Source organism: Blastococcus sp. TBT05-19, from assembly GCF_003319095.1.
GTDB lineage: Bacteria > Actinomycetota > Actinomycetes > Mycobacteriales > Geodermatophilaceae > Blastococcus.
This window is the reverse complement of record NZ_QOHI01000001.1, coordinates 817,941-835,324: the sequence shown is the minus strand read 5'-3', so window position 1 is coordinate 835,324 and position 17,384 is coordinate 817,941. Positions and strand designations below refer to the sequence as shown.

Genomic DNA, 17,384 nt, shown 5'->3' with positions numbered 1-17,384 from the left:
CGGTTCGCCCGTGTGGACAAACGGTGGCGCGCGCAACCGTCAGCCGGGCGTGACGTCGTCGGGTGGGAGCGGCCAGCGCGGGACGCCGGCGACGGAACCGGTCCCCAGCGCCGCCTCGAAGCGCGGCGGCCGCTTCTTCAGGAAGGCGGCCACCCCCTCGGCGCTGTCGGGCCCCTCCCCCAGCTCGACCAGCGCCCGGGACTCCACCCGGTGGGCGTCCCACGGCGAGGCCGCACCGAGCATCGACCACAGCATCTGCCGGGCGGCGCCGGTGGCCACCCCGCTGGTGTTCGCCACGATCTCCTGCGCGAGCGCGTGCGCGGTGGGCAGCAGGTCGCCGTCGGGGACGACCCGGGACACCAGGCCTCCGCGCAGCGCCTCGTCGGCGTCGAAGACCCGGCCGGTGGCCACCCACTCCACGGCCCGGCTGATGCCCACGACCCGGGGCAGGAACCAGGAGGAGGCCGCTTCCGGCACGATGCCGACCCGGCCGAACACGAACCCGAACCGGGCCGACTCCGCGGCGATCCGGATGTCCATGGGCAGGGTGAGGGTCGCCCCGATGCCCACCGCCGCGCCGTTGACCGCCGCGATCACCGGCTTGCGCAGCGCGGCGAACGGCAGCGAGGCCACCCCGCCGGCGTCGCGCGGGAAGCCGTCGATCCGCTCGCTCAGGGCGCCGGGCGGCCGCTCCCGGGTGCGCCGGTCGGCGAAGGTCTCGGGCCCGCCGCCCAGGTCGGCGCCGGCGCAGAACGCCCGGCCGCTCCCGGTCACCACCACCACGCGCACGTCGTCGTCGGCGTCGGCGGCCGCGGCGACCCGGGCGAGCTCGTCGGCCATCGTCAGCGTGAAGGCGTTCAGCCGGTCCGGGCGGTGCAGCGTCACCGTCGCCACCCGGTCGGCCACCTCGTAGCGGAGCTCGGTCAGCTCCCCTGGGTGGGTCACGCGCCCAGCGCCCCGGCGACGGCCAGTCGCGCGACGGCGTCCAGGTGCTCGGCCTCGTCACCGAGCAGCAGCCGGTCCACCTTCGCCCGCCGCCAGAACAGGTGGGCGTCGTGCTCCCAGGTGAAGCCGATCCCGCCGTGCACCTGGATCAGCGTCGAGGCCGCCCGCTCGAAGCTCGCCGCCGCGCAGCCCTTGGCCGCCGAGGCGGCCAGCGGCAGCTCCGCCGGGTTGCAGTCGGCCGCCCAGGCCGCCCACCAGACCAGCGAGCGCAGCTGCTCCACGCCCACCCACGCGTCCACCAGCATGTGCTTGACCGCCTGGTAGGAGCCGATCCGCCGGCCGAACGCCTCGCGCTCCTGGGCGTAGGCCACGCCCAGCTGCACGCAGCGGTCGGCACCCCCGAGGTCCTCCGCGGCCATGACGACGGCACCCACCTGCCGGGCCCGGGCCCACAGCTCCCCGGCGTCCTCGGCCAGCACCCGGCGCGAGGTCAGCCGCACCGAGGCGAGACCGCGGGTGGCGTCCAGCGGACGGCCGGGCACGACCTCGCCCTCGCCGACGACGAGCGCCCCGCCGTCCAGCCCGAGGAAGAGCGTCGCGTCGGCGGCGTCCACCGACGGTGCCGACCCGTCCACCGGACCGTCGAGGACGGCGAACGCCCCACCCTCGGCCAGCTGCGCGGCCAGGTCGGGCGCGTCGGCGAGGAGGACGGCGGCGCGCGCCGCGGTCACCAGCGAGGGCCCGGCCAGCACGGCCCCGCCCTGCTCGGCGACGACGGCGAGGTCGAGCAGCGGGCGCCCTGAACCGCCGGCGGACTCCGGCACGGTGATGCCGAGGAAGCCGATGTCGGCCAGCGCCTTCCGGCCGGGCTCGAGCGCACCGCCCTCCAGCCCCGCGCGGGCCGCGGCCGGCGAGGCGCTGCCCCGGAAGAAGTCGCGGGCGCCGGCGGCGATGTCGCGCTGGTCGGCGTCGAGGTCGAAGTTCACCGCCGTCCTCCCGAGAAGGGCGCGGTCTTGTCGAGGCGGGGTTCTGGCGGCAGGCCCAGGACCCGCTCGCCGAGGATGTTGCGGAGCACCTGGTCGGTGCCGCCGGCGATCGAGATGCCGGGCAGCCACGACTGGGTGCGCTGCCAGCGGTCGTCGCCGTCGGCGGTAGCGGCGTAGACCGCCTCGTCGCCGAGCAGGCGGACCCCGGCGTCGGCCATCAGCTGCGCGGCCTCGGTGCCGGCGAGCTTGCCGGCGCTGGCCTCGGGCCCCGGGATCCCGCCCTGGCTGAGCACGGTCAGCCGCCGGTAGCCGGTGTAGCGGGCACCCAGCGCGGCGACCACGGCGCGGCCGACGGCCTGCCGGGCCAGCACCTGCCGGTCCGGGTCGAGCGCGGGCAGCCGCTCCCCCGCGTGCCGCGCGAACTCCTCCACCGGCGCGCCGATGGCGGTCCCCGCGCCGCCGATGGTCACCCGCTCGTTCATCAGCGTGGTCAGCGCGACCCGCCAGCCCTCGCCGGGTTCGCCCAGCCGCTCCGCGTCGGGGATGCGGACGTCGTCGAAGAAGACCTCGTTGAAGTCCGACTGCCCGCCCATCTGCCGCAGCGGCCGCACCGTGACCCCGGGGGCGTGCATGTCGACGACGAACATCGTGAGGCCGGCGTGCTTGGGCCGGTCGGGGTCGGTGCGGGTGAGCAGGATCCCGTAGTCGGAGACGTGCGCCAGCGTCGTCCACACCTTCTGCCCGTTGACGACCCAGTCGTCGCCGTCGCGGACGGCGGTGGTGCGCAGGGCGGCCAGGTCCGAGCCCGAGGCCGGCTCGCTGAACAGCTGGCACCAGACGTCGTCGGCGCGCAGCAGCCGGGCCAGGTAGCGGTCGCGCTGGTCGGCGCTGCCGTGGGCGATGACCGTCGGGCCGCACATGCCCATGCCGATGTGGTTGATCAGGGCCGGCACCCGGAAGCGGGCCAGCTCCTGCGCCACGATCGCCTGCTGCAGGAGCGTTCCGCCCTGGCCGCCGTACTCCCGTGGCCAGGTCACGCCGACCAGCCCCGCCTCGTGGAGGACCCGCTGGGTGCGCCGCATCTCGGCCTCCTGCATGCGGGCGTCCACGGACTCCTGGCCCGGGGCCAGCCGCAGCAGCTCGTCCGCGTGCTCCTCCAGGGCCGCCCGCACGCGCGACCGGTAGGCGGCTTCGTCGGGGCTGTCGTCGAAGTCCACGGGCGGCGCCTCTCGTCGGTGAGCGGGACGCACCGCAGCGTGTCAGCCGTTCCTCCGACGGGTCAACGAGCACCGTGAATGACCCCGGTTGACCGACGCTCCTCACCCCCGCCAGCATGACGCAGGTCACATCCGGGCGAGGCCGAGGAGAAGCCGTGAGCGTTGCCGTCCCCACCCTGCAGGGCCGGGGCATGACCATGAGCGACCAGCTGGCCCGGCACGCGCGCACCACCCCCGGCGTCGCGGCGCTGCGCTTCGACGGGGCCGGCCGCAGCTACGCCGAGCTCGACGAGCGCGTCACCCGCCTCGCCCGCGCCCTGCAGCAGCGCGGCGTGCGCACCGGCGACCGGGTGGCGGTGCTGGCGCTCAACGGCATGGAGGCGTGGGAGTCCTACCTCGCCGGCGTGCGGCTCGGCGCGGTGGTCGTGCCGGTGAACTTCCGGCTGGTCGCCGACGAGGTCGCCTACGCGCTCACCGACTCCGGCGCCGTCGCCCTGGTGGTCGACACCGCGCTGGCCCCGGTGGCCGAGAAGGCGCGCGAGCAGGCCCCGGGGGTGAGGACCGTCCTGGTCATCGGCGGCGGCACGGCCGGGCCGGGCAGCGAGCCCTACGAGGAGGCGCTCGCCGCGGCCGGCGACGAGCCGCTCGACGTCGTCGTCGACGAGGACGAGCCGGCGTTCATCATGTACACCTCCGGCACGACCGGCCGCCCCAAGGGCGCCGTGCTCACCCACCGCAACCTGGTGATGCACTGCTTCAGCCAGATCACGACGCTGGGCTGGGATCCCGACGACCGGGTCGGCGCACCGGGTGCGCCGCTGTTCCACATCGCCGGGCTGGCCGGTGGGCTGCCACCGCTGCTGCTCGGCGGCACGAACGTGATCCTGAGGTCGGGCGGGTTCGACCCGGTCGAGACCCTCGACCTCATCGAGCGGGAACGGATCTCCAGCATCTTCCTGGTGCCGGCGATGTGGGCCGCGGTGGTCGCCGTGCCCGGCATCGCCGACCGCGACCTCTCCTGCCTGCGAAGGGTCTCCTGGGGGGCGGCACCGGCGTCCACCACGCTCCTGCGCGCCCTCATCGACACGTTCCCGCAGGCGGAGGTGGTCACCGCCTTCGGGCAGACCGAGTGCTCACCCGTGACCTGCCTGCTGCGCGGCGAGGACTCCGTGCGCAAGATCGGCTCGGTCGGGACGCCGATCCTCAACGTCGAGGTGCGCGTCGTCGACGAGGCCATGCAGGACGTCGCCCGGGGCGAGGTCGGCGAGATCGTCTACCGCAGCCCGATGGTCATGAAGGAGTACTGGGGCAAGCCGGAGGCCACGGCGGAGGCCTTCGACGGTGGCTGGTTCCACTCCGGCGACCTCGTGCGGCAGGACGAGGACGGCTACTTCTACGTCGTCGACCGCAAGAAGGACATGATCATCTCCGGCGGCGAGAACATCTACTGCGCCGAGGTCGAGGACGTGCTCGCCGCGCACCCCAAGGTCGGCGAGGTCGCGCTCATCGGCGTCCCCGACACCCGGTACGGCGAGGCCCCGCTGGCAGTCGTGGCCCCGCGGGACGCGGCCGACCCGCCCACCGCCGAGGAGCTGGGCGCCTGGTGCCAGGAGCGGCTGGCCCGCTACAAGAACCCGCGCGAGTACTCGATCGTCGGGGCGCTCCCCCGCAACCCCAGCGGCAAGGTGCTCAAGACCTCGCTGCGCCAGGAGCACTCGGCCGGCTCGCTGGTCGCGGAGCCGGTGGTCTGAGCCCCCGCGCGGGGTCAGCCGGCCCAGACGTCCGCGACGCGGGCGACGGCCTCGGCCGCCTGCGCCCGCCCGGCCCGCGCGGCGGGCTCCCGGGCGGCGGGGTCGAGGACGTTGCGGCCGATCGCCGTCCGGCTGGCCTGGTCGGGGGCGACGACGGCGACCCGCGACACCATCCCGGAGACCTGCGCGTCCACGCTGGCCAGCGGACCGACGCCGCGCGGGATGGGCGCGAGCACCACGAGCCGGTCGTAGCCGTGCGCGAGGTCGGCGTTGGCCGCCGACCGCATGCCGCCGTCGACGTAGCGCCGTCCCTCGATGGTCACCGGCGGGTAGACGCCGGGGACGGCGCAGCTGGCCGCGACCGCCTGCAGCAGCGGCACCCCGGAGTCGCGGTCGAAGGTGCGGAACTCGCCGGTGGCGGCGTCGACGGCGGTGATCGTCAGGTTCCGCTCGGGCCAGTCCTTCCCGACCAGGCGGGAACCGATGACGTCGAGCCGCTCCTGCTCGGTGGGCGTGAGGCCCGCCTTCTCGGCGGCGAGGGCCAGCGCGCCGATCCGGCGGCGGAACTCCACGTCGCGGCCCCGGCTGGTCAGCATCGCCCAGGCGTAGCGCGCCAGCGTGCCGCGGCCGACCCGGGCGACCTTCTCCTGCGCCGGCGGCTCGAGCTGGCGGCCGTACATCTCCTCCAGCGGCGCCCCGCTGGTCACCTGCGCTCCCACGACGGACCCGGCCGAGGTGCCGACGACGAGGTCGGCGCCGGTCAGGTCGATGCCCGCCTCGGCCAGACCGGCGAGCACGCCGATCTCCCAGGCGATGCCGGTGATGCCGCCGCCGCCGAGCACGAGGGCGGTGCGCTGGTCGCTCATGGGCGCCATCCTCACAGACCCCCGACCGGTGCACAGACCCTCGACAGCGCGTGTGACGTGGGCCACGCTGTGTGCCGATGTCTCCGACGAGAGGAAACGCATGACCACCGTGCAGTCCGCCCCGGCACCGGCAGCGGCCAGCTGGCCGCCCGGGCTCCCCCGGTCGCTGGACTACCCCAGCGTCCCGGTGGGGTCGATCCTGCGGGCAGCGGTGCGCCGATGGGGCGACCGGACGGCGTTCATCGACCACGACGTCCCGCTGACCTTCACCGAGATGGGTGCGCGCGCGCACGCGGTCGCGGGCTGGCTCGCCGACTCCGGCGTGGGCCCCGGCGACGTCGTCGCGGTGCACATCCCCAACTGCCGCCAGTACCCGCCGCTCTACTACGGGATCATGCTGTCCGGCGCGACGTTCTCGCCCACGAACCCGCTGCTGCCGGCCGCCGACCTGGCCGCCCAGCTGACCGACGCCGGCGCGACCGTGCTGGTCACCTGGGACCAGGTGCTCCCCTTCGTGCGCGGCGCGCTGGAGCAGACCCCGGTGCGCACCGTCGTCGTGACCGGCGAGGCGCACATCCTCGACTTCGCCGCCCGGCTCGACGGCCTGGAGGACAGCGACGTCGACCTGGCCGACCTGCTCGCCGGCGACCCCACCGACCGGCACCTGGACGCCGACCTCGACCCGGCCGAGGCCCTCGCCCACCTGGCCTACACCGGCGGCACCACCGGCGTCAGCAAGGGCGTGGAGCTGCCGCACCGCAACGTCGTCACCAACGTGCTGCAGTCGGGCTGCTGGACCTCCGGCTCGCTGCCGGAGCTCGACGAGCACGGCGACGTGACCATGCGCCAGGTGCTCGGCGAGGAGGAGATCGCCACCCGGCTCGGCGAGGCCCGGATCATCAACCTCACCCCGTGGTTCCACGCGATGGGGGCGATCGGCTACCTCAACGGCATGGTCATGGGCGGCACGATGACCGTCATCCACATGCGCTTCGACCCGGTGAAGTACGTCGAGGACATGGTGAAGTACGAGGTCACCGCCATCGGCGGCGCGCCGCCGGTCTTCGTGGCGCTGCTGCAGGTGCCCGGGTTCGCCGAGGCCGACCTCTCGCACGTCCGCGGGGTCACCAGCGGCGCCGCGCCCCTGGCCAAGTCGCTGATCGACAAGATGGCGACGCTGATGCCCAACGCCACCATCGGCGAGGGCTACGGGCTCACCGAGGTCACGATGCAGGCGACCGGGGCCCCGTCGTTCCGGTCCGGCACGCGCAAGCCCGGCACCGTGGGCGTCCCGGTCTTCGACACCGAGATCTCCATCCGGCCGCTCGGCGGCGGCGACCCGCTGCCGCCCGGCGAGCGCGGCGAGGTCTGCATCCGCGGCCCCCAGGTGATGCGCGGGTACGCGCACCGCCCGGACGCCACCGCGGAGGCGATCGACGCCGACGGCTGGTTCCACTCCGGTGACGTCGGGATCCTCGACGAGGACGGCTACCTCTCGATCGTCGACCGCACCAAGGACATGCTGCTCTACAAGGGCTACAACGTGTTCCCGCGCGAGCTCGAGGAGATCCTCTTCGCCGTGCCGGGCGTCGGGGGCGCGGCCGTCGTCGGGCGGCCCGACGAGGAGGCCGGCGAACTGCCGATCGCCTACGTCGTGCGCAAGGACGACGCCGACGGCGCCGCGCTCACCGCGGAGTCGGTGATGACCGCGGTGAACGACAAGGTCACCCCGTACAAGCGGCTGCGCGACGTCCGGTTCATCGACGCCATCCCGGTGTCGGCGGCCGGCAAGGTGCTCAAGCGTGAGCTGGCCGCCCGCGAGCGGGAGGCCGTGACCGAGGGCTGATCCGCCCCCCCGACCGCGCGTCGCCGCATCCCCCGCTCGGGTGCGGCGACGCGCAGTCGGGCCCCGCGCGCTCTAGGGTCGCCGTCGTGGCAGAGCCCGAGAACGGTCCGGTGACCGAGCACACCGGGGTCCGGATCGCTCACGAGGAGCCGTCGCCGATCCGGCAGGTGAGCCAGCGGCTGATCTTCGCGCTCTCCGTCTTCGTGCTCACCGTCGTGCTGGTCTACGTCGACCGCGACGGCTACCGCGACGTCGACGGCGAGGTGACGCTGCTCGACGCGGCGTACTACGCGACGGTCACCCTCTCCACCACCGGGTACGGCGACATCACGCCGGTGACCGACCAGGCCCGGCTGATCAACCTCGCCGTCATCACGCCGCTGCGCGTGCTGTTCCTCATCGTCCTCATCGGAACCACCCTCGAGGCGCTCACGACGCGCTCGCGGGAGGAGTTCCGCATCCGTCGCTGGAGGTCCCGCTTGCGTCAGCACGTCATCGTGTGCGGCTACGGCACCAAGGGCCGCAGCGCCATCCGCTCGCTGCAGGCCAACGGCACGCCGTCGGACAAGATCGTCGTCGTCGACCCCGACCCGGGCGCCATCGACGAGGCCAACTCGCTCGGGCTCACCGGCATCGTCGGCGACGCCGGCCGCACCGAGGTGCTGCGCCGGGCCTCGGTGGAGCGCGCCCGGTCGGTGATCGTGGCCGCCAACCGCGACGACGCCTCCGTGCTGATCACCCTCACCGTGCGCCAGCTCAACCCGAGCGTGCCGATCACCACCTCGGTGCGGGAGGAGGAGAACGCCAACCTCCTCCGCCAGTCCGGGGCCGACACCGTCATCATCACGTCGGCGACCTCGGGCCGGCTGCTGGGGCTGTCGACCGACGCCCCGCGCGTGGTGGCCGTGGTCGAGGACCTGGTCACCGGCGGGCAGGGCCTGGACCTGCACCAGCGCACGGTCACCGCCGACGAGGTCGGGCTCGGTCCGCGCCAGCTGCGCGACATCGTGCTGTCGGTGACCCGCAGCGGACGCACGCTGCGGTTCGACGACCACCTGATCGGCACCCTGCAGGCCGACGACGTGCTGGTCGTGGTCCGCTCCCACCCCTGAGGTGTCGCGCCGAGCGGGCCCCGCTCGGCAGGACCTAAGTAACCAAGACCCAGGTGCGGGTGGGCTCGTCGCGGCCGCGGAGCTCCACCTCGGCGTCGGCGGTCCAGTGCTCGCGCTCGTCGCCACCCGAGGTCAGCACGGTGGACTCGCTGGCCATCGCCCGCCCGGGGTGGTCCTTCGCCAGGTCGGTGAGCCGGGCGGCCTCGTTCACCGGGTCACCGATGACGGTGTACTCCAGGCGGCTGGCCGCACCGACCTGACCGGCCCACACCGGGCCGCAGGCCACACCCACGCCGACGTCGACCTCCCCGGCCTCGGCGACCGCGGCGCAGATGCGGCGCGCGGCCCGCAGCGCCGCGCCGGCCGGGTCCGGGTGGTCGGCGGGGGCGCCGAACACGCAGAGCGCGGCGTCGCCCTCGAACTTGTTCACCAGCCCGCCCTCGTCCTCGATGGTGTCGACGACGATCTCGAAGAAGCGGTTGAGCAGGCCGACCATCTGCTCCGGTCCGGTGCGGCGGACCAGCGAGGTGGAGCCGGCGATGTCGACGAAGAGCGCGGCGACGGTGCGCTCCTCGCCGCCCAGCGACACCCCCGTGGCCAGCGCCCGCTGGGCCACCGTCGTGCCGACGTGCCGGCCGAACAGGTCGCGCAGCCGCTCGCGCTCGGCGAGCCCCGCGGCCATGGAGTTGACGCCCTCCTGCAGCAGACCGATCTCGCCGGCGTCGTCCACCACGACGTCGACGTCGTAGTCGCCGGAGCCGACCTGCTGCACGGCGCGCCGCAGCTCGCGCAGCGGCTCGCCCACCGCGCGGGCGATGAGCAGCGTGGCCAGCGCGCCGACGAGCAGCGCGACGACCACGAGGAAGACGACGGCGGTCTTGCCCGGGCCGCCGGGGTTGCTGGGGTCGACGTAGAGCAGGACGACGCCGAGCATCGGGACCCCGCTGGTGAGCCCCCAGGTGAGCAGCAGGCGGATGCGCACACCCAGGGCCAGCGTGCCGGCCGGCGGGTGCTCGGCCAGCGCCCGCGCGGTGACCGCTCGGGCCACCCAGGCGACCAGCAGGTAGGTGACACCCGCGGTGGCGACACCACCCAGGGCCACCGCGACGCCCACCCGCCAGCCGACCCGTGGGTCGGGGAAGACGAACGCGGAGACCACGCCCATCAGCACCGCGCCGATGAACCACACGCTGCCGGCGATGAGCGCGGTGTCCAGCGGCAGCCGCAGCGCGTGCCGGGCCTCCTCGCCGCTGGGCGCCCGGCCGCTCATCAGCCAGTGGTTGGTGACCCGCTGCCGTCGCAGGCCGGCCACGGCCCCGAGCGGGAAGGCCAGCACGAGGTAGCCGGCCGCGGTCCAGAGCACGGGGGTCCGGGCGGAGGTGGCGCTGCCGTCCTGGACGCCGATCAGCAGCAGCACGACGGTGCCGACACCGATCATGTTGGCGACCACCACCACGCCCACGACGAGCGGCACCGCCAGGCGTCCACCGGGCATCCACCCGGCCCGGGTCGCGAGCCGGCGCCACACGCCGTCCCGGGTCCCGTCGCCGTCGGTCACGAGGGACCGGGGCGCGGACCGCTCCCGTTGCTCACCCGATCATGATCGGTGACCGGGGCCCGCCGCGCCGACCGGCTCACCCGGACGGCGGAGGAAGACCGGCGCCGGTCAGCCGTTCGAGGCGCTGTCGGCGATCAGCCGGCCGAGCCGCGCGGGCTCGGTGAACTGCGGCCAGTGCCCGGTCGGCAGGTCGATCCAGGTGACGTCGCGGACCTTCGCGAGCTCGGCGAGGGGCTGCTCCCCCGCGTCCATCCACTCGCGCAGGTCGGCGCTCGGGGACTCGCAGGCGATGACCGTGACCGGGACGTCGTACCGGCGCTCGTCGCCCAGCCGCTGGGGGTCGCTCGCCACCCGGGCCGGCGTCGGCACCGCCCGGGCCCGGAAGGCGGCCCGGGCGTCCGCGTCGAGCCCGCGCAGCTCGGACTCGCCGAACACCGACCAGTCCGGCAGCGGGATCTCCCCGTCCACGACCGGCAGGCCCGCGTTGATGCAGTCCCCGTCGCCCAACGGCCAGCTGTCCACGTAGACCACCCGCGCCACCCGGTCGGGGCGCGCGTCGGCCGCTCCGTGGGCGATCGAGCCGCCGCCGGAGTGCCCGACCAGCACCACCGGCCCGTCCAGCCGGTCGATCGCGGCGACGACGGCGTCGACGTGGTCGCGCAGCCCGATGCCCGACCGGTCGGCGTCCGGCGACTCCGTACCGGGCAGGGTCAGCGCGTGGACGCGGTGCCCGGCCGCCTCCAGCAGAGGGACGACGTCGTCCCACGACGACGCGTCGAGCCAGAACCCGGGGACGAGGACGAGATCCATGGCGGCACGGTAGGGCAGCCCACCGACAGGCACCCGGCCCTCCGTCAGGCCGGCAGCGGCATCCCGGCGGGCACGGGCCCCTCGGCGGGCGCGCGGAAGCCGGTCGCGATCAGCCGGTAGGCCAGCGCCATCTCCCAGACGGCGACGACCACCGCTCCCAGGAAGCCCCAGACCGAGACCTGGTCGTACACCCCGAACATGATCGCGATCGACGACGCGAGGACCAGCGGACCGCCCACGAGCCCGAGCATCGTGATCGCCGGCGGCACCAGGCGCGACCGGTGCAGCAGGACCGCGAGCAGCAGGCTGTTCACCCCGATCACCAGGCCCGGACCGATCAGGAAGGTCCAGTCGTGCACCGCGACGAGCGCCCGGGCGACGGCGACCAGCGCCTCGTCGTCGCCCCCTGCCCCCCGGAGGCTGACCAGCGAGAGCGTGGCCACGATCCCGACGACGATCACCGCGGCCTCGAGCAGCCGCCCGCAGACGTAACCGAGCGCCATGCCCTCCCCGTGCTGCCGGATGACCGGGTACAGGGTCACCGCCGTCCCGATGCACGAGGCGGCGAGCACGATCTCGAGCAGGCCGCCGACCAGCACACCGGTGCTCTCCCCCGCACCGAGCACGTACTCCGCGTCGCCCAGGGCCGGCTGGTACAGCGCCAGGGCGATGACCGCGGTGACCGCCGCGACCACGAAGAACACGCCTGCGACGACAGCGGTCGTCCTCGTCGATCCCATCTGAGCTCCTCCGGAAGCAGGATGTGGTGTACGGCGTACACCAACGCCGCAGACGCTAGGCGTACGCTGTACACCTCGTCAAGCAGGGGAGGTACGACATGGCGCCGGGAACGGGGCGCACGCCGCTGAGCAGCTCTCGGGTGCTGGTCGCCGCGGTGGAGCTGGCCGACGAGGCCGGCGTCGACGCGGTGAGCATGCGAGCCCTGGCCCAGCGGCTGGGCGTCGTCCCCATGGCGCTGTACAAGCACGTCGCGAGCAAGGAGGTGCTCCTCGACGGCATGGTCGACCAGGTCCTGATCGAGATCGAGGACCCGGATCCGGCGCTCGACTGGCGGGCCGCGGTGCGGGCCCGGGTGCTCGGCGCGCGCCGGGCCGTGCTCCGCCATCCCTGGGCGCGCAGGGCCATCGAGTCGCGCACCCGTCGCACCCCGGTCGTGCTCGGGCACATGGATGCGGTCGCGCGCCTCCTCCTCGCCGGCGGCTTCTCCCCCGACCTGACCCATCACGTGATGCACGCCCTCGGCAACCGCATCTGGGGCTTCAGCCCCGAGCTGTTCGAGGAGGAGCCGGCCCAGGGGGCGGCCCTCCCCGACCCCGAGCAGCAGGCGGAGATGGCCCGGGAGTTCGCGCAGCGCTTCCCCGGCATCCTGGCCGTCGCCACCGCGGCAACCGGTGGCGACCTCTCGGCGGTCGGTCAGGGGTGCGACGAGGACTTCGAGTTCGAGTTCGCCCTCGACCTGCTCCTGGACGGCGCCGAGCGGCTGCACCGCGCCGGCTGGACGTCGCCGGCCCGCTCTACGGTGCACCCGTGAGCGCACCCCGCCTGGAACCGATCACCCCGGCCACCGTCGAGGCGGCGATGGGGATCCGGGTGCGCCCGGACCAGGAGCGCTTCGTCACCCCGGTGGCGACGTCGCTGGCCGAGGCCTACGCGCACGGCGAGTTCGCCTGGCCGCGGCTGATCGTCGACGGAGACCGCCCCGTCGGGTTCCTCATGGCGTTCCTGGACATCGACTGGCTCGGCGACGGCACGCGGTCCGACGTCCGCTCCGGCTTGTGGCGGCTCAACATCGCAGCCGAGGAGCAGGGCCGGGGGTACGGCCGCTTCGCCGTGGACGAGGTGGCCGCCGAGATCCGCCGTCGCGGCGGGACGCAGCTGTTCACCACCTACGAACCGGACGACGACGGTCCGGCGGGCTTCTACCGGGGCCTGGGCTTCCGGGAGACCGGGGAGCTGGCCGGCGAGCAGACCGTGGCCGTGCTCGAGCTCTGAGGAACGCGCGAGGGCCCCGGTCGGAATCGACCGGGGCCCTCGTCGTGCGGGGAGGATCAGAAGGCGGCGAGAACCGCGCCCTCGTAGGTGTCCTCGATGAACTGGCGGACCTCGTCGGAGTGCAGCAGCTCCTCCAGCTTCTGGATCCGCTCGTCGTCCTCGTCACCGGTGCGCACCACCAGCAGGTTGGCGTTGGGGTTGCCCTCGGCCTCCTCCAGCGCGAGGGCGTCCTCGGCCGGGACCAGGTCGGCCTCGATGGCGTAGTTGCCGTTGATCACCGCGATGTCGACGTCGGCCAGCGAGCGGGGCACCTGGGCGGCCTCCACCTCGGAGATCTCCAGGTTCTTCGGGTTGTCCTCGATGTCCAGCGAGGTCGGCGCCGCGTCACCGGTGTCGGCGAGCGTGATGAGCTCGTTGGCCTCGAGCAGGCGCAGGGCCCGGGCAGCGTTGGTGGGATCGTTCGGGATCGCGACCGTGCCGCCGTCGGCGAGCTCGGCGAGGTCGGTCAGGCTGCTCGAGTAGATGCCCAGCGGCTCGATGTGCACCGGCTCCAGGGCCTGGAAGTCGTAGCCCGCGCTGGACTCCTGCTCCTCCAGGTAGGGGATGGTCTGGAAGTAGTTCGCGTCCAGCGAGCCGTCGTCGAGGGCGACGTTGGGCTGGATGTAGTCGGTGAACTCCTTGATCTCCAGGTCCAGGCCGGCGTCCTCGGCGAGGTTCTCGTCGATGTACCGCAGGATCTCGGCGTGCGGGACCGGGGAGGCACCCACCCGCAGCGGCTCGTCGGCCCCGGACAGCTCGGCCTCGCCACCGCCGCAGGCGGCGAGCAGCGCCGTCATCGCCGTGGCGGTCAGGAGGGCGGGGAAGCGGGTGCGCATGGTGGTGTTTCTCCTCGTCGGTGGTGCGGTTCGGTGTGCGGGATCAGGCGTGCGCGAGCGAGCGGGCCCAGCGGTCGCCGGCCCACTGGAGGGCCTGGACGACGACCAGCAGGAGGACGACGGTCGCGAGGGTGATGTCGGTGCGGAACTGCTGGTAGCCGAAGCGGATGGCGAAGTCGCCCAGTCCGCCGCCGCCGACCGCGCCGGCCATGGCCGAGTAGCTGATCAGCGCGACGACGGTGACGGTGACGCCGGCGACCAGCGACGGGAGGGACTCGGGCAGCAGCACGGTGCGGACGACGTCGCGACGCCGTGCACCCATCGACAGCGCGGCCTCGACCTTCCCGCCGGCAACCTCGCGCAGGCTGGTCTCCACCAGCCGGGCGAGGAACGGCACGGCGCCGATGGTCAGCGGCACGATCGCCGCGGTGGAGCCGATCGTCGTGCCGACGATGCCGCGGGTGACCGGGGCGACCAGCACCAGCAGGATGATGAACGGCAGTGCGCGGCCGAGGTTCACGACCAGGCCCAGGGCCCGGTTCAGCATCGGCCGCGGCGCCAGTCCGCCCGGGGACGTGACCGTGAGCAGCACGCCCAGCGGGACGCCCAGCAGCACGGTGACCACGGCCGAGACGCCGACCATGTAGAGCGTCTCCCACGTGGCGTCCAGCAGCTGCGGGTAGATGCGGTTCCAGTCGCTCATCGGGCCACTCCGGCGGTCACGCGCTCGACCAGGACCCCGCCGGTGCGCAGGCGCTGCACGGCGTCGTCCAGGCCCTCCGCTCCCCCGGTGACCCGCAGGAGCAGCCGGCCGTAACGGCCGCCGGCGACGGTCTCCACCGACCCGCCGGCGATCTCGACGGCCGCGCCCAGGTCACCGATGAGCGTCTGCAGCACCAGCGTCTCCGGCGTCCGGTCGGTGACGGTCACCCGCAGCAGCGCGCCGCCGTGCCCGGCGCCGGCGTCGGCGACCGGCGCGGGGAGCAACGCGTCGCCCAGCGGCGAGCGCTCGCGGGTGAGGACGTCGGTCAGCCGGCCGCTGTCCACCACCCGCCCCCGGTCCAGCAGGACGGCGCTGTCGCAGACGGCCTTCACGACGGCCATCTCGTGGGTGATCAGCAGGACGGTGAGGCCCAGCTCGTCGCGGACCCGGCGCAGCAGCTCCAGCACGCCGGCGGTGCTGGCCTGGTCGAGGGCAGAGGTCGCCTCGTCGCAGAGCAGCACGCTCGGGCGGACGGCCAGCGCGCGGGCGATGGCCACGCGCTGCTTCTGCCCACCGGAGAGCTGGCCGGGGCGGGCGTCCGCGCGGTCGCCGAGGCCGACGAGGTCCAGCAGCTCCGTGGCGCGGCTGCGACGCTCCGCGCGGCCGACGCCGGCCAGCTCCAGCGGGTGCTCCACGTTGCCCGCGGCGGTCCGCGAGTCGAGCAGCTCGAAGTGCTGGAAGACCATGCCGATGGAGCGGCGCGCCTTGCGGACCTCGTCGCCGGACAGCTCGGTGAGCACCCGCCCGTCGACCGTCACCGAGCCCGACGTCGGCCGCTCGAGCAGGTTCACCAGCCGCACCAGGGTGCTCTTGCCGGAGCCGCTCGGTCCGACCACGCCGGCGAACTCGCCGCGGTCCACGGACAGGCTGACGCCGTCGACGGCGACGACCTCACCGGCCCGCCCCCGGGCGGGGAAGACCTTGCGGACGTCCTTCAGTTCGATCACGGAGCGTGGATCCTCGATGTGGCCAGGCAGGACGGTGGCGCCGGCGGCTGGGCGCCGTCCCGAAGCGGGTGCGAGCAGGGAGAGGGGAAAGGCCTCAGCGACACAGAGCTGTGCCGGTCCGGCACAGGTCGATGTGCCGGCGAGCCCACGAGATCTGCCCGTGCCACATGGTGTTCCTCCATCGGTCCTGGCAGTAGCACCCGCGCCCGCCGATGCGGGGGGTTGCTGCGACGTCGACGAGCCAGGTCTCTCAGCCGCTCCGGATGGTTGCGGAGGCGATTCTACGGAGCCGTGCGACGGCGCGCCGGACGGGGTCTGCGAGGTCCCTCACGCCGACCGCCGACCGGGCCACGACGCACGAGAGCCCCGGTCAGCCGACCGGGGCTCTCGCACACAACAGGGGTGGTGGGAGCCTGGCGAAAAGCAAACCCGCAGGTCCATGCCCACGAATGGCGATGACCTGTTCGAGTTGCACACGAATCGACGCGGGTTTGCACACGCCTCTGCGGGCGTCGCTCCGACCTCCACGACGCCCGGACCGCCGTGCTGATCTTCGCGCCGAGACGACCGTCCGCGTAGAGAACCGTGGGGAGCCGACGTTCAGCAGTGACACCGTGTGTCCCACACCATTCATGGGGTGTGCCCACGCCGCGGGCGGCTCGGCCACGGCTTCGACGCCCACCGAGGTCTGTGTGGGTTCCCTTCCGAGATGAGCCATCGCGGCGGGGCCGTGCGGCCCGCTCACCGCCGTCCCCTTCCGGCGAGATCCGGCCATGTCGCCAGGCCCCGCCGTCAGCGCCGGCCGAGGTCGGCGGTGATCCGCTCGGCGGTCTCCACCAGCAGCGGGACGACGTTCCGCTCCAGCTCGCCGCGGCTCGACCGGCCCGCGGAGGTGGAGGATGCCAGCGCGGCGACCACCTGGCCGGTGCGGTCGCGCACCGGGGCCGACGCTGACAGCAGGCCTAGCTCGAGCTCCTCGTCGACGATGCTCCAGCCGTCGGCCCGGACGCGGGCGAGCTCGGCGCGCAGGGCGGACGGATCGGTCACCGTCCGCGGAGTGATCGGCCGCAGGGGCCGCCGGTTGAGCACCGAATCGACCACGGGTACGGGCGCCCAGGCCAGCAGCACCCGGCCCATCGACGTCGCGTGCGCCGGCACACGGGTGCCCACCGAGACGTTGATGCTCATGATCCGGCGCACCGGCACGCGGGCGACGTAGACGACGTCGTCGCCGTCCAGCGTCGCCAGCGAGGCCGACTCGTGGGTCTCCTCCGCCAGGCGCAGCAGGTGCGGCTGGGCCAGCTCGATGAGGGCGTGCGAGGCCGTGTAGTGCTGGCCGATCGCGAGCACACGCGGGGTCAGCGACCAGCGGCCCCCGGACCCGCGCACGTACCCCATCCGCTCCAGCGTGATCAGGAAGCGCCGCACCGCCGGGCGGGAGAAGCCGGTGATCTGCGCCAGCTCGGCCAGCGTCGGCTCGGGATGCTCCTCGTCGAAGGCGAGCAGGACGGCGATCCCACGCTCCAGGCTCTGCACGTGATCGCGGTCGACCTGGGGGGACTCGCCGGTGGAGTCGTCTGCGATGGCCATCGGCCTCATCTTCCTGCACCGGAGGGGTTGACGCGCCAGGTGACGCACAACACACTGCATGCACGCGCTGCGATCAGATCGTACGCATAGCGGGCAGTAGACAAC

General features: G+C 74.0%; 17 protein-coding genes and 1 riboswitch. Of the genes, 5 read left to right on the top strand and 12 right to left on the bottom strand.

What is annotated here, in order from left to right; translation table 11 throughout:
* Positions 1 to 39: 39 nt before the first annotated feature.
* Genes DQ244_RS04030 through DQ244_RS04020 form a run of 3 tightly spaced genes read right to left on the bottom strand, consistent with a single transcriptional unit; the run spans position 40 to position 3,148 of the window.
* Positions 40 to 945: an enoyl-CoA hydratase-related protein gene (locus DQ244_RS04030; protein ID WP_113810119.1), complete on the bottom strand. Its 906-nt coding sequence runs from the start codon at positions 943 to 945 to the stop codon at positions 40 to 42.
* Positions 942 to 1,931 (bottom strand): acyl-CoA dehydrogenase family protein, encoded by a 990-nt coding sequence (locus DQ244_RS04025; RefSeq protein ID WP_113810118.1) that lies wholly within the window; start codon positions 1,929 to 1,931, stop codon positions 942 to 944. Before DQ244_RS04025 ends, DQ244_RS04030 begins: the two co-directional genes overlap by 4 nt.
* The gene (locus DQ244_RS04020; RefSeq protein WP_113810117.1) at positions 1,928 to 3,148 is read right to left on the bottom strand and encodes an acyl-CoA dehydrogenase family protein; all 1,221 of its coding nucleotides are present in this window, start codon (positions 3,146 to 3,148) and stop codon (positions 1,928 to 1,930) included. Before DQ244_RS04020 ends, DQ244_RS04025 begins: the two co-directional genes overlap by 4 nt.
* A gap of 155 nt (positions 3,149 to 3,303) precedes the next feature.
* Here DQ244_RS04020 and DQ244_RS04015 point away from each other — a divergent pair, with 155 nt between their 5' ends.
* Complete coding sequence (locus DQ244_RS04015) at positions 3,304 to 4,899, top strand: long-chain-fatty-acid--CoA ligase (protein ID WP_199580154.1); 1,596 nt, start codon at positions 3,304 to 3,306, stop codon at positions 4,897 to 4,899.
* Between the two features lie 14 nt (positions 4,900 to 4,913).
* Here DQ244_RS04015 and DQ244_RS04010 read toward each other — a convergent pair whose 3' ends face one another.
* Positions 4,914 to 5,765, bottom strand: coding sequence for a patatin-like phospholipase family protein (locus tag DQ244_RS04010; RefSeq protein WP_113810115.1), 852 nt, complete (start codon positions 5,763 to 5,765; stop codon positions 4,914 to 4,916).
* A 100-nt stretch (positions 5,766 to 5,865) separates the two neighbouring features.
* On the opposite strand from DQ244_RS04010, the gene DQ244_RS04005 reads away from it, so the two are divergent.
* Positions 5,866 to 7,611: a class I adenylate-forming enzyme family protein gene (locus DQ244_RS04005; RefSeq protein ID WP_113810114.1), complete on the top strand. Its 1,746-nt coding sequence runs from the start codon at positions 5,866 to 5,868 to the stop codon at positions 7,609 to 7,611.
* A gap of 86 nt (positions 7,612 to 7,697) precedes the next feature.
* Entirely contained in the window at positions 7,698 to 8,723 is a 1,026-nt protein-coding gene (locus tag DQ244_RS04000) for a TrkA family potassium uptake protein (protein ID WP_113810113.1), read from the top strand.
* Between the two features lie 34 nt (positions 8,724 to 8,757).
* On the opposite strand, the gene DQ244_RS03995 is transcribed toward DQ244_RS04000, so the two are convergent.
* The 3 genes from DQ244_RS03995 to DQ244_RS03985 all read right to left on the bottom strand — a co-directional run bounded on the left by DQ244_RS03995 (position 8,758) and on the right by DQ244_RS03985 (position 11,831).
* On the bottom strand, positions 8,758 to 10,281 hold the full coding sequence (locus DQ244_RS03995) for an adenylate/guanylate cyclase domain-containing protein (protein ID WP_199580153.1): 1,524 nt from the start codon (positions 10,279 to 10,281) through the stop codon (positions 8,758 to 8,760).
* A gap of 108 nt (positions 10,282 to 10,389) precedes the next feature.
* Positions 10,390 to 11,091 (bottom strand): alpha/beta fold hydrolase, encoded by a 702-nt coding sequence (locus tag DQ244_RS03990; protein ID WP_113810641.1) that lies wholly within the window; start codon positions 11,089 to 11,091, stop codon positions 10,390 to 10,392.
* 44 nt (positions 11,092 to 11,135) lie between these two features.
* The gene (locus DQ244_RS03985; RefSeq protein ID WP_113810112.1) at positions 11,136 to 11,831 is read right to left on the bottom strand and encodes a DUF4386 domain-containing protein; all 696 of its coding nucleotides are present in this window, start codon (positions 11,829 to 11,831) and stop codon (positions 11,136 to 11,138) included.
* Between the two features lie 98 nt (positions 11,832 to 11,929).
* Between DQ244_RS03985 and DQ244_RS03980 the strand changes: the two genes are divergently transcribed.
* Both DQ244_RS03980 and DQ244_RS03975 read left to right on the top strand, forming a co-directional pair.
* The gene (locus DQ244_RS03980) at positions 11,930 to 12,643 is read left to right on the top strand and encodes a TetR/AcrR family transcriptional regulator (RefSeq protein WP_113810111.1); all 714 of its coding nucleotides are present in this window, start codon (positions 11,930 to 11,932) and stop codon (positions 12,641 to 12,643) included.
* Positions 12,640 to 13,104 (top strand): GNAT family N-acetyltransferase, encoded by a 465-nt coding sequence (locus DQ244_RS03975; RefSeq protein ID WP_199580151.1) that lies wholly within the window; start codon positions 12,640 to 12,642, stop codon positions 13,102 to 13,104. The genes DQ244_RS03980 and DQ244_RS03975 overlap by 4 nt, the downstream gene beginning before the upstream one ends.
* Before the next feature lie 56 nt (positions 13,105 to 13,160).
* On the opposite strand, the gene DQ244_RS03970 is transcribed toward DQ244_RS03975, so the two are convergent.
* From DQ244_RS03970 to DQ244_RS03955, 5 genes are all read right to left on the bottom strand, one after another.
* Complete coding sequence (locus DQ244_RS03970) at positions 13,161 to 13,979, bottom strand: MetQ/NlpA family ABC transporter substrate-binding protein (RefSeq protein WP_113810110.1); 819 nt, start codon at positions 13,977 to 13,979, stop codon at positions 13,161 to 13,163.
* Between the two features lie 43 nt (positions 13,980 to 14,022).
* Complete coding sequence (locus DQ244_RS03965) at positions 14,023 to 14,682, bottom strand: methionine ABC transporter permease (RefSeq protein WP_113810109.1); 660 nt, start codon at positions 14,680 to 14,682, stop codon at positions 14,023 to 14,025.
* Entirely contained in the window at positions 14,679 to 15,689 is a 1,011-nt protein-coding gene (locus DQ244_RS03960) for a methionine ABC transporter ATP-binding protein (RefSeq protein ID WP_113810108.1), read from the bottom strand. The genes DQ244_RS03965 and DQ244_RS03960 overlap by 4 nt, the downstream gene beginning before the upstream one ends.
* A gap of 94 nt (positions 15,690 to 15,783) precedes the next feature.
* The gene (locus DQ244_RS20205; RefSeq protein ID WP_369832095.1) at positions 15,784 to 15,858 is read right to left on the bottom strand and encodes a putative leader peptide; all 75 of its coding nucleotides are present in this window, start codon (positions 15,856 to 15,858) and stop codon (positions 15,784 to 15,786) included.
* A 6-nt stretch (positions 15,859 to 15,864) separates the two neighbouring features.
* Positions 15,865 to 15,959, bottom strand: a riboswitch (SAM riboswitch).
* 522 nt (positions 15,960 to 16,481) lie between these two features.
* Entirely contained in the window at positions 16,482 to 17,279 is a 798-nt protein-coding gene (locus DQ244_RS03955; RefSeq protein WP_218120670.1) for an IclR family transcriptional regulator C-terminal domain-containing protein, read from the bottom strand.
* Between the last annotated feature and the right edge of the window lie 105 nt (positions 17,280 to 17,384).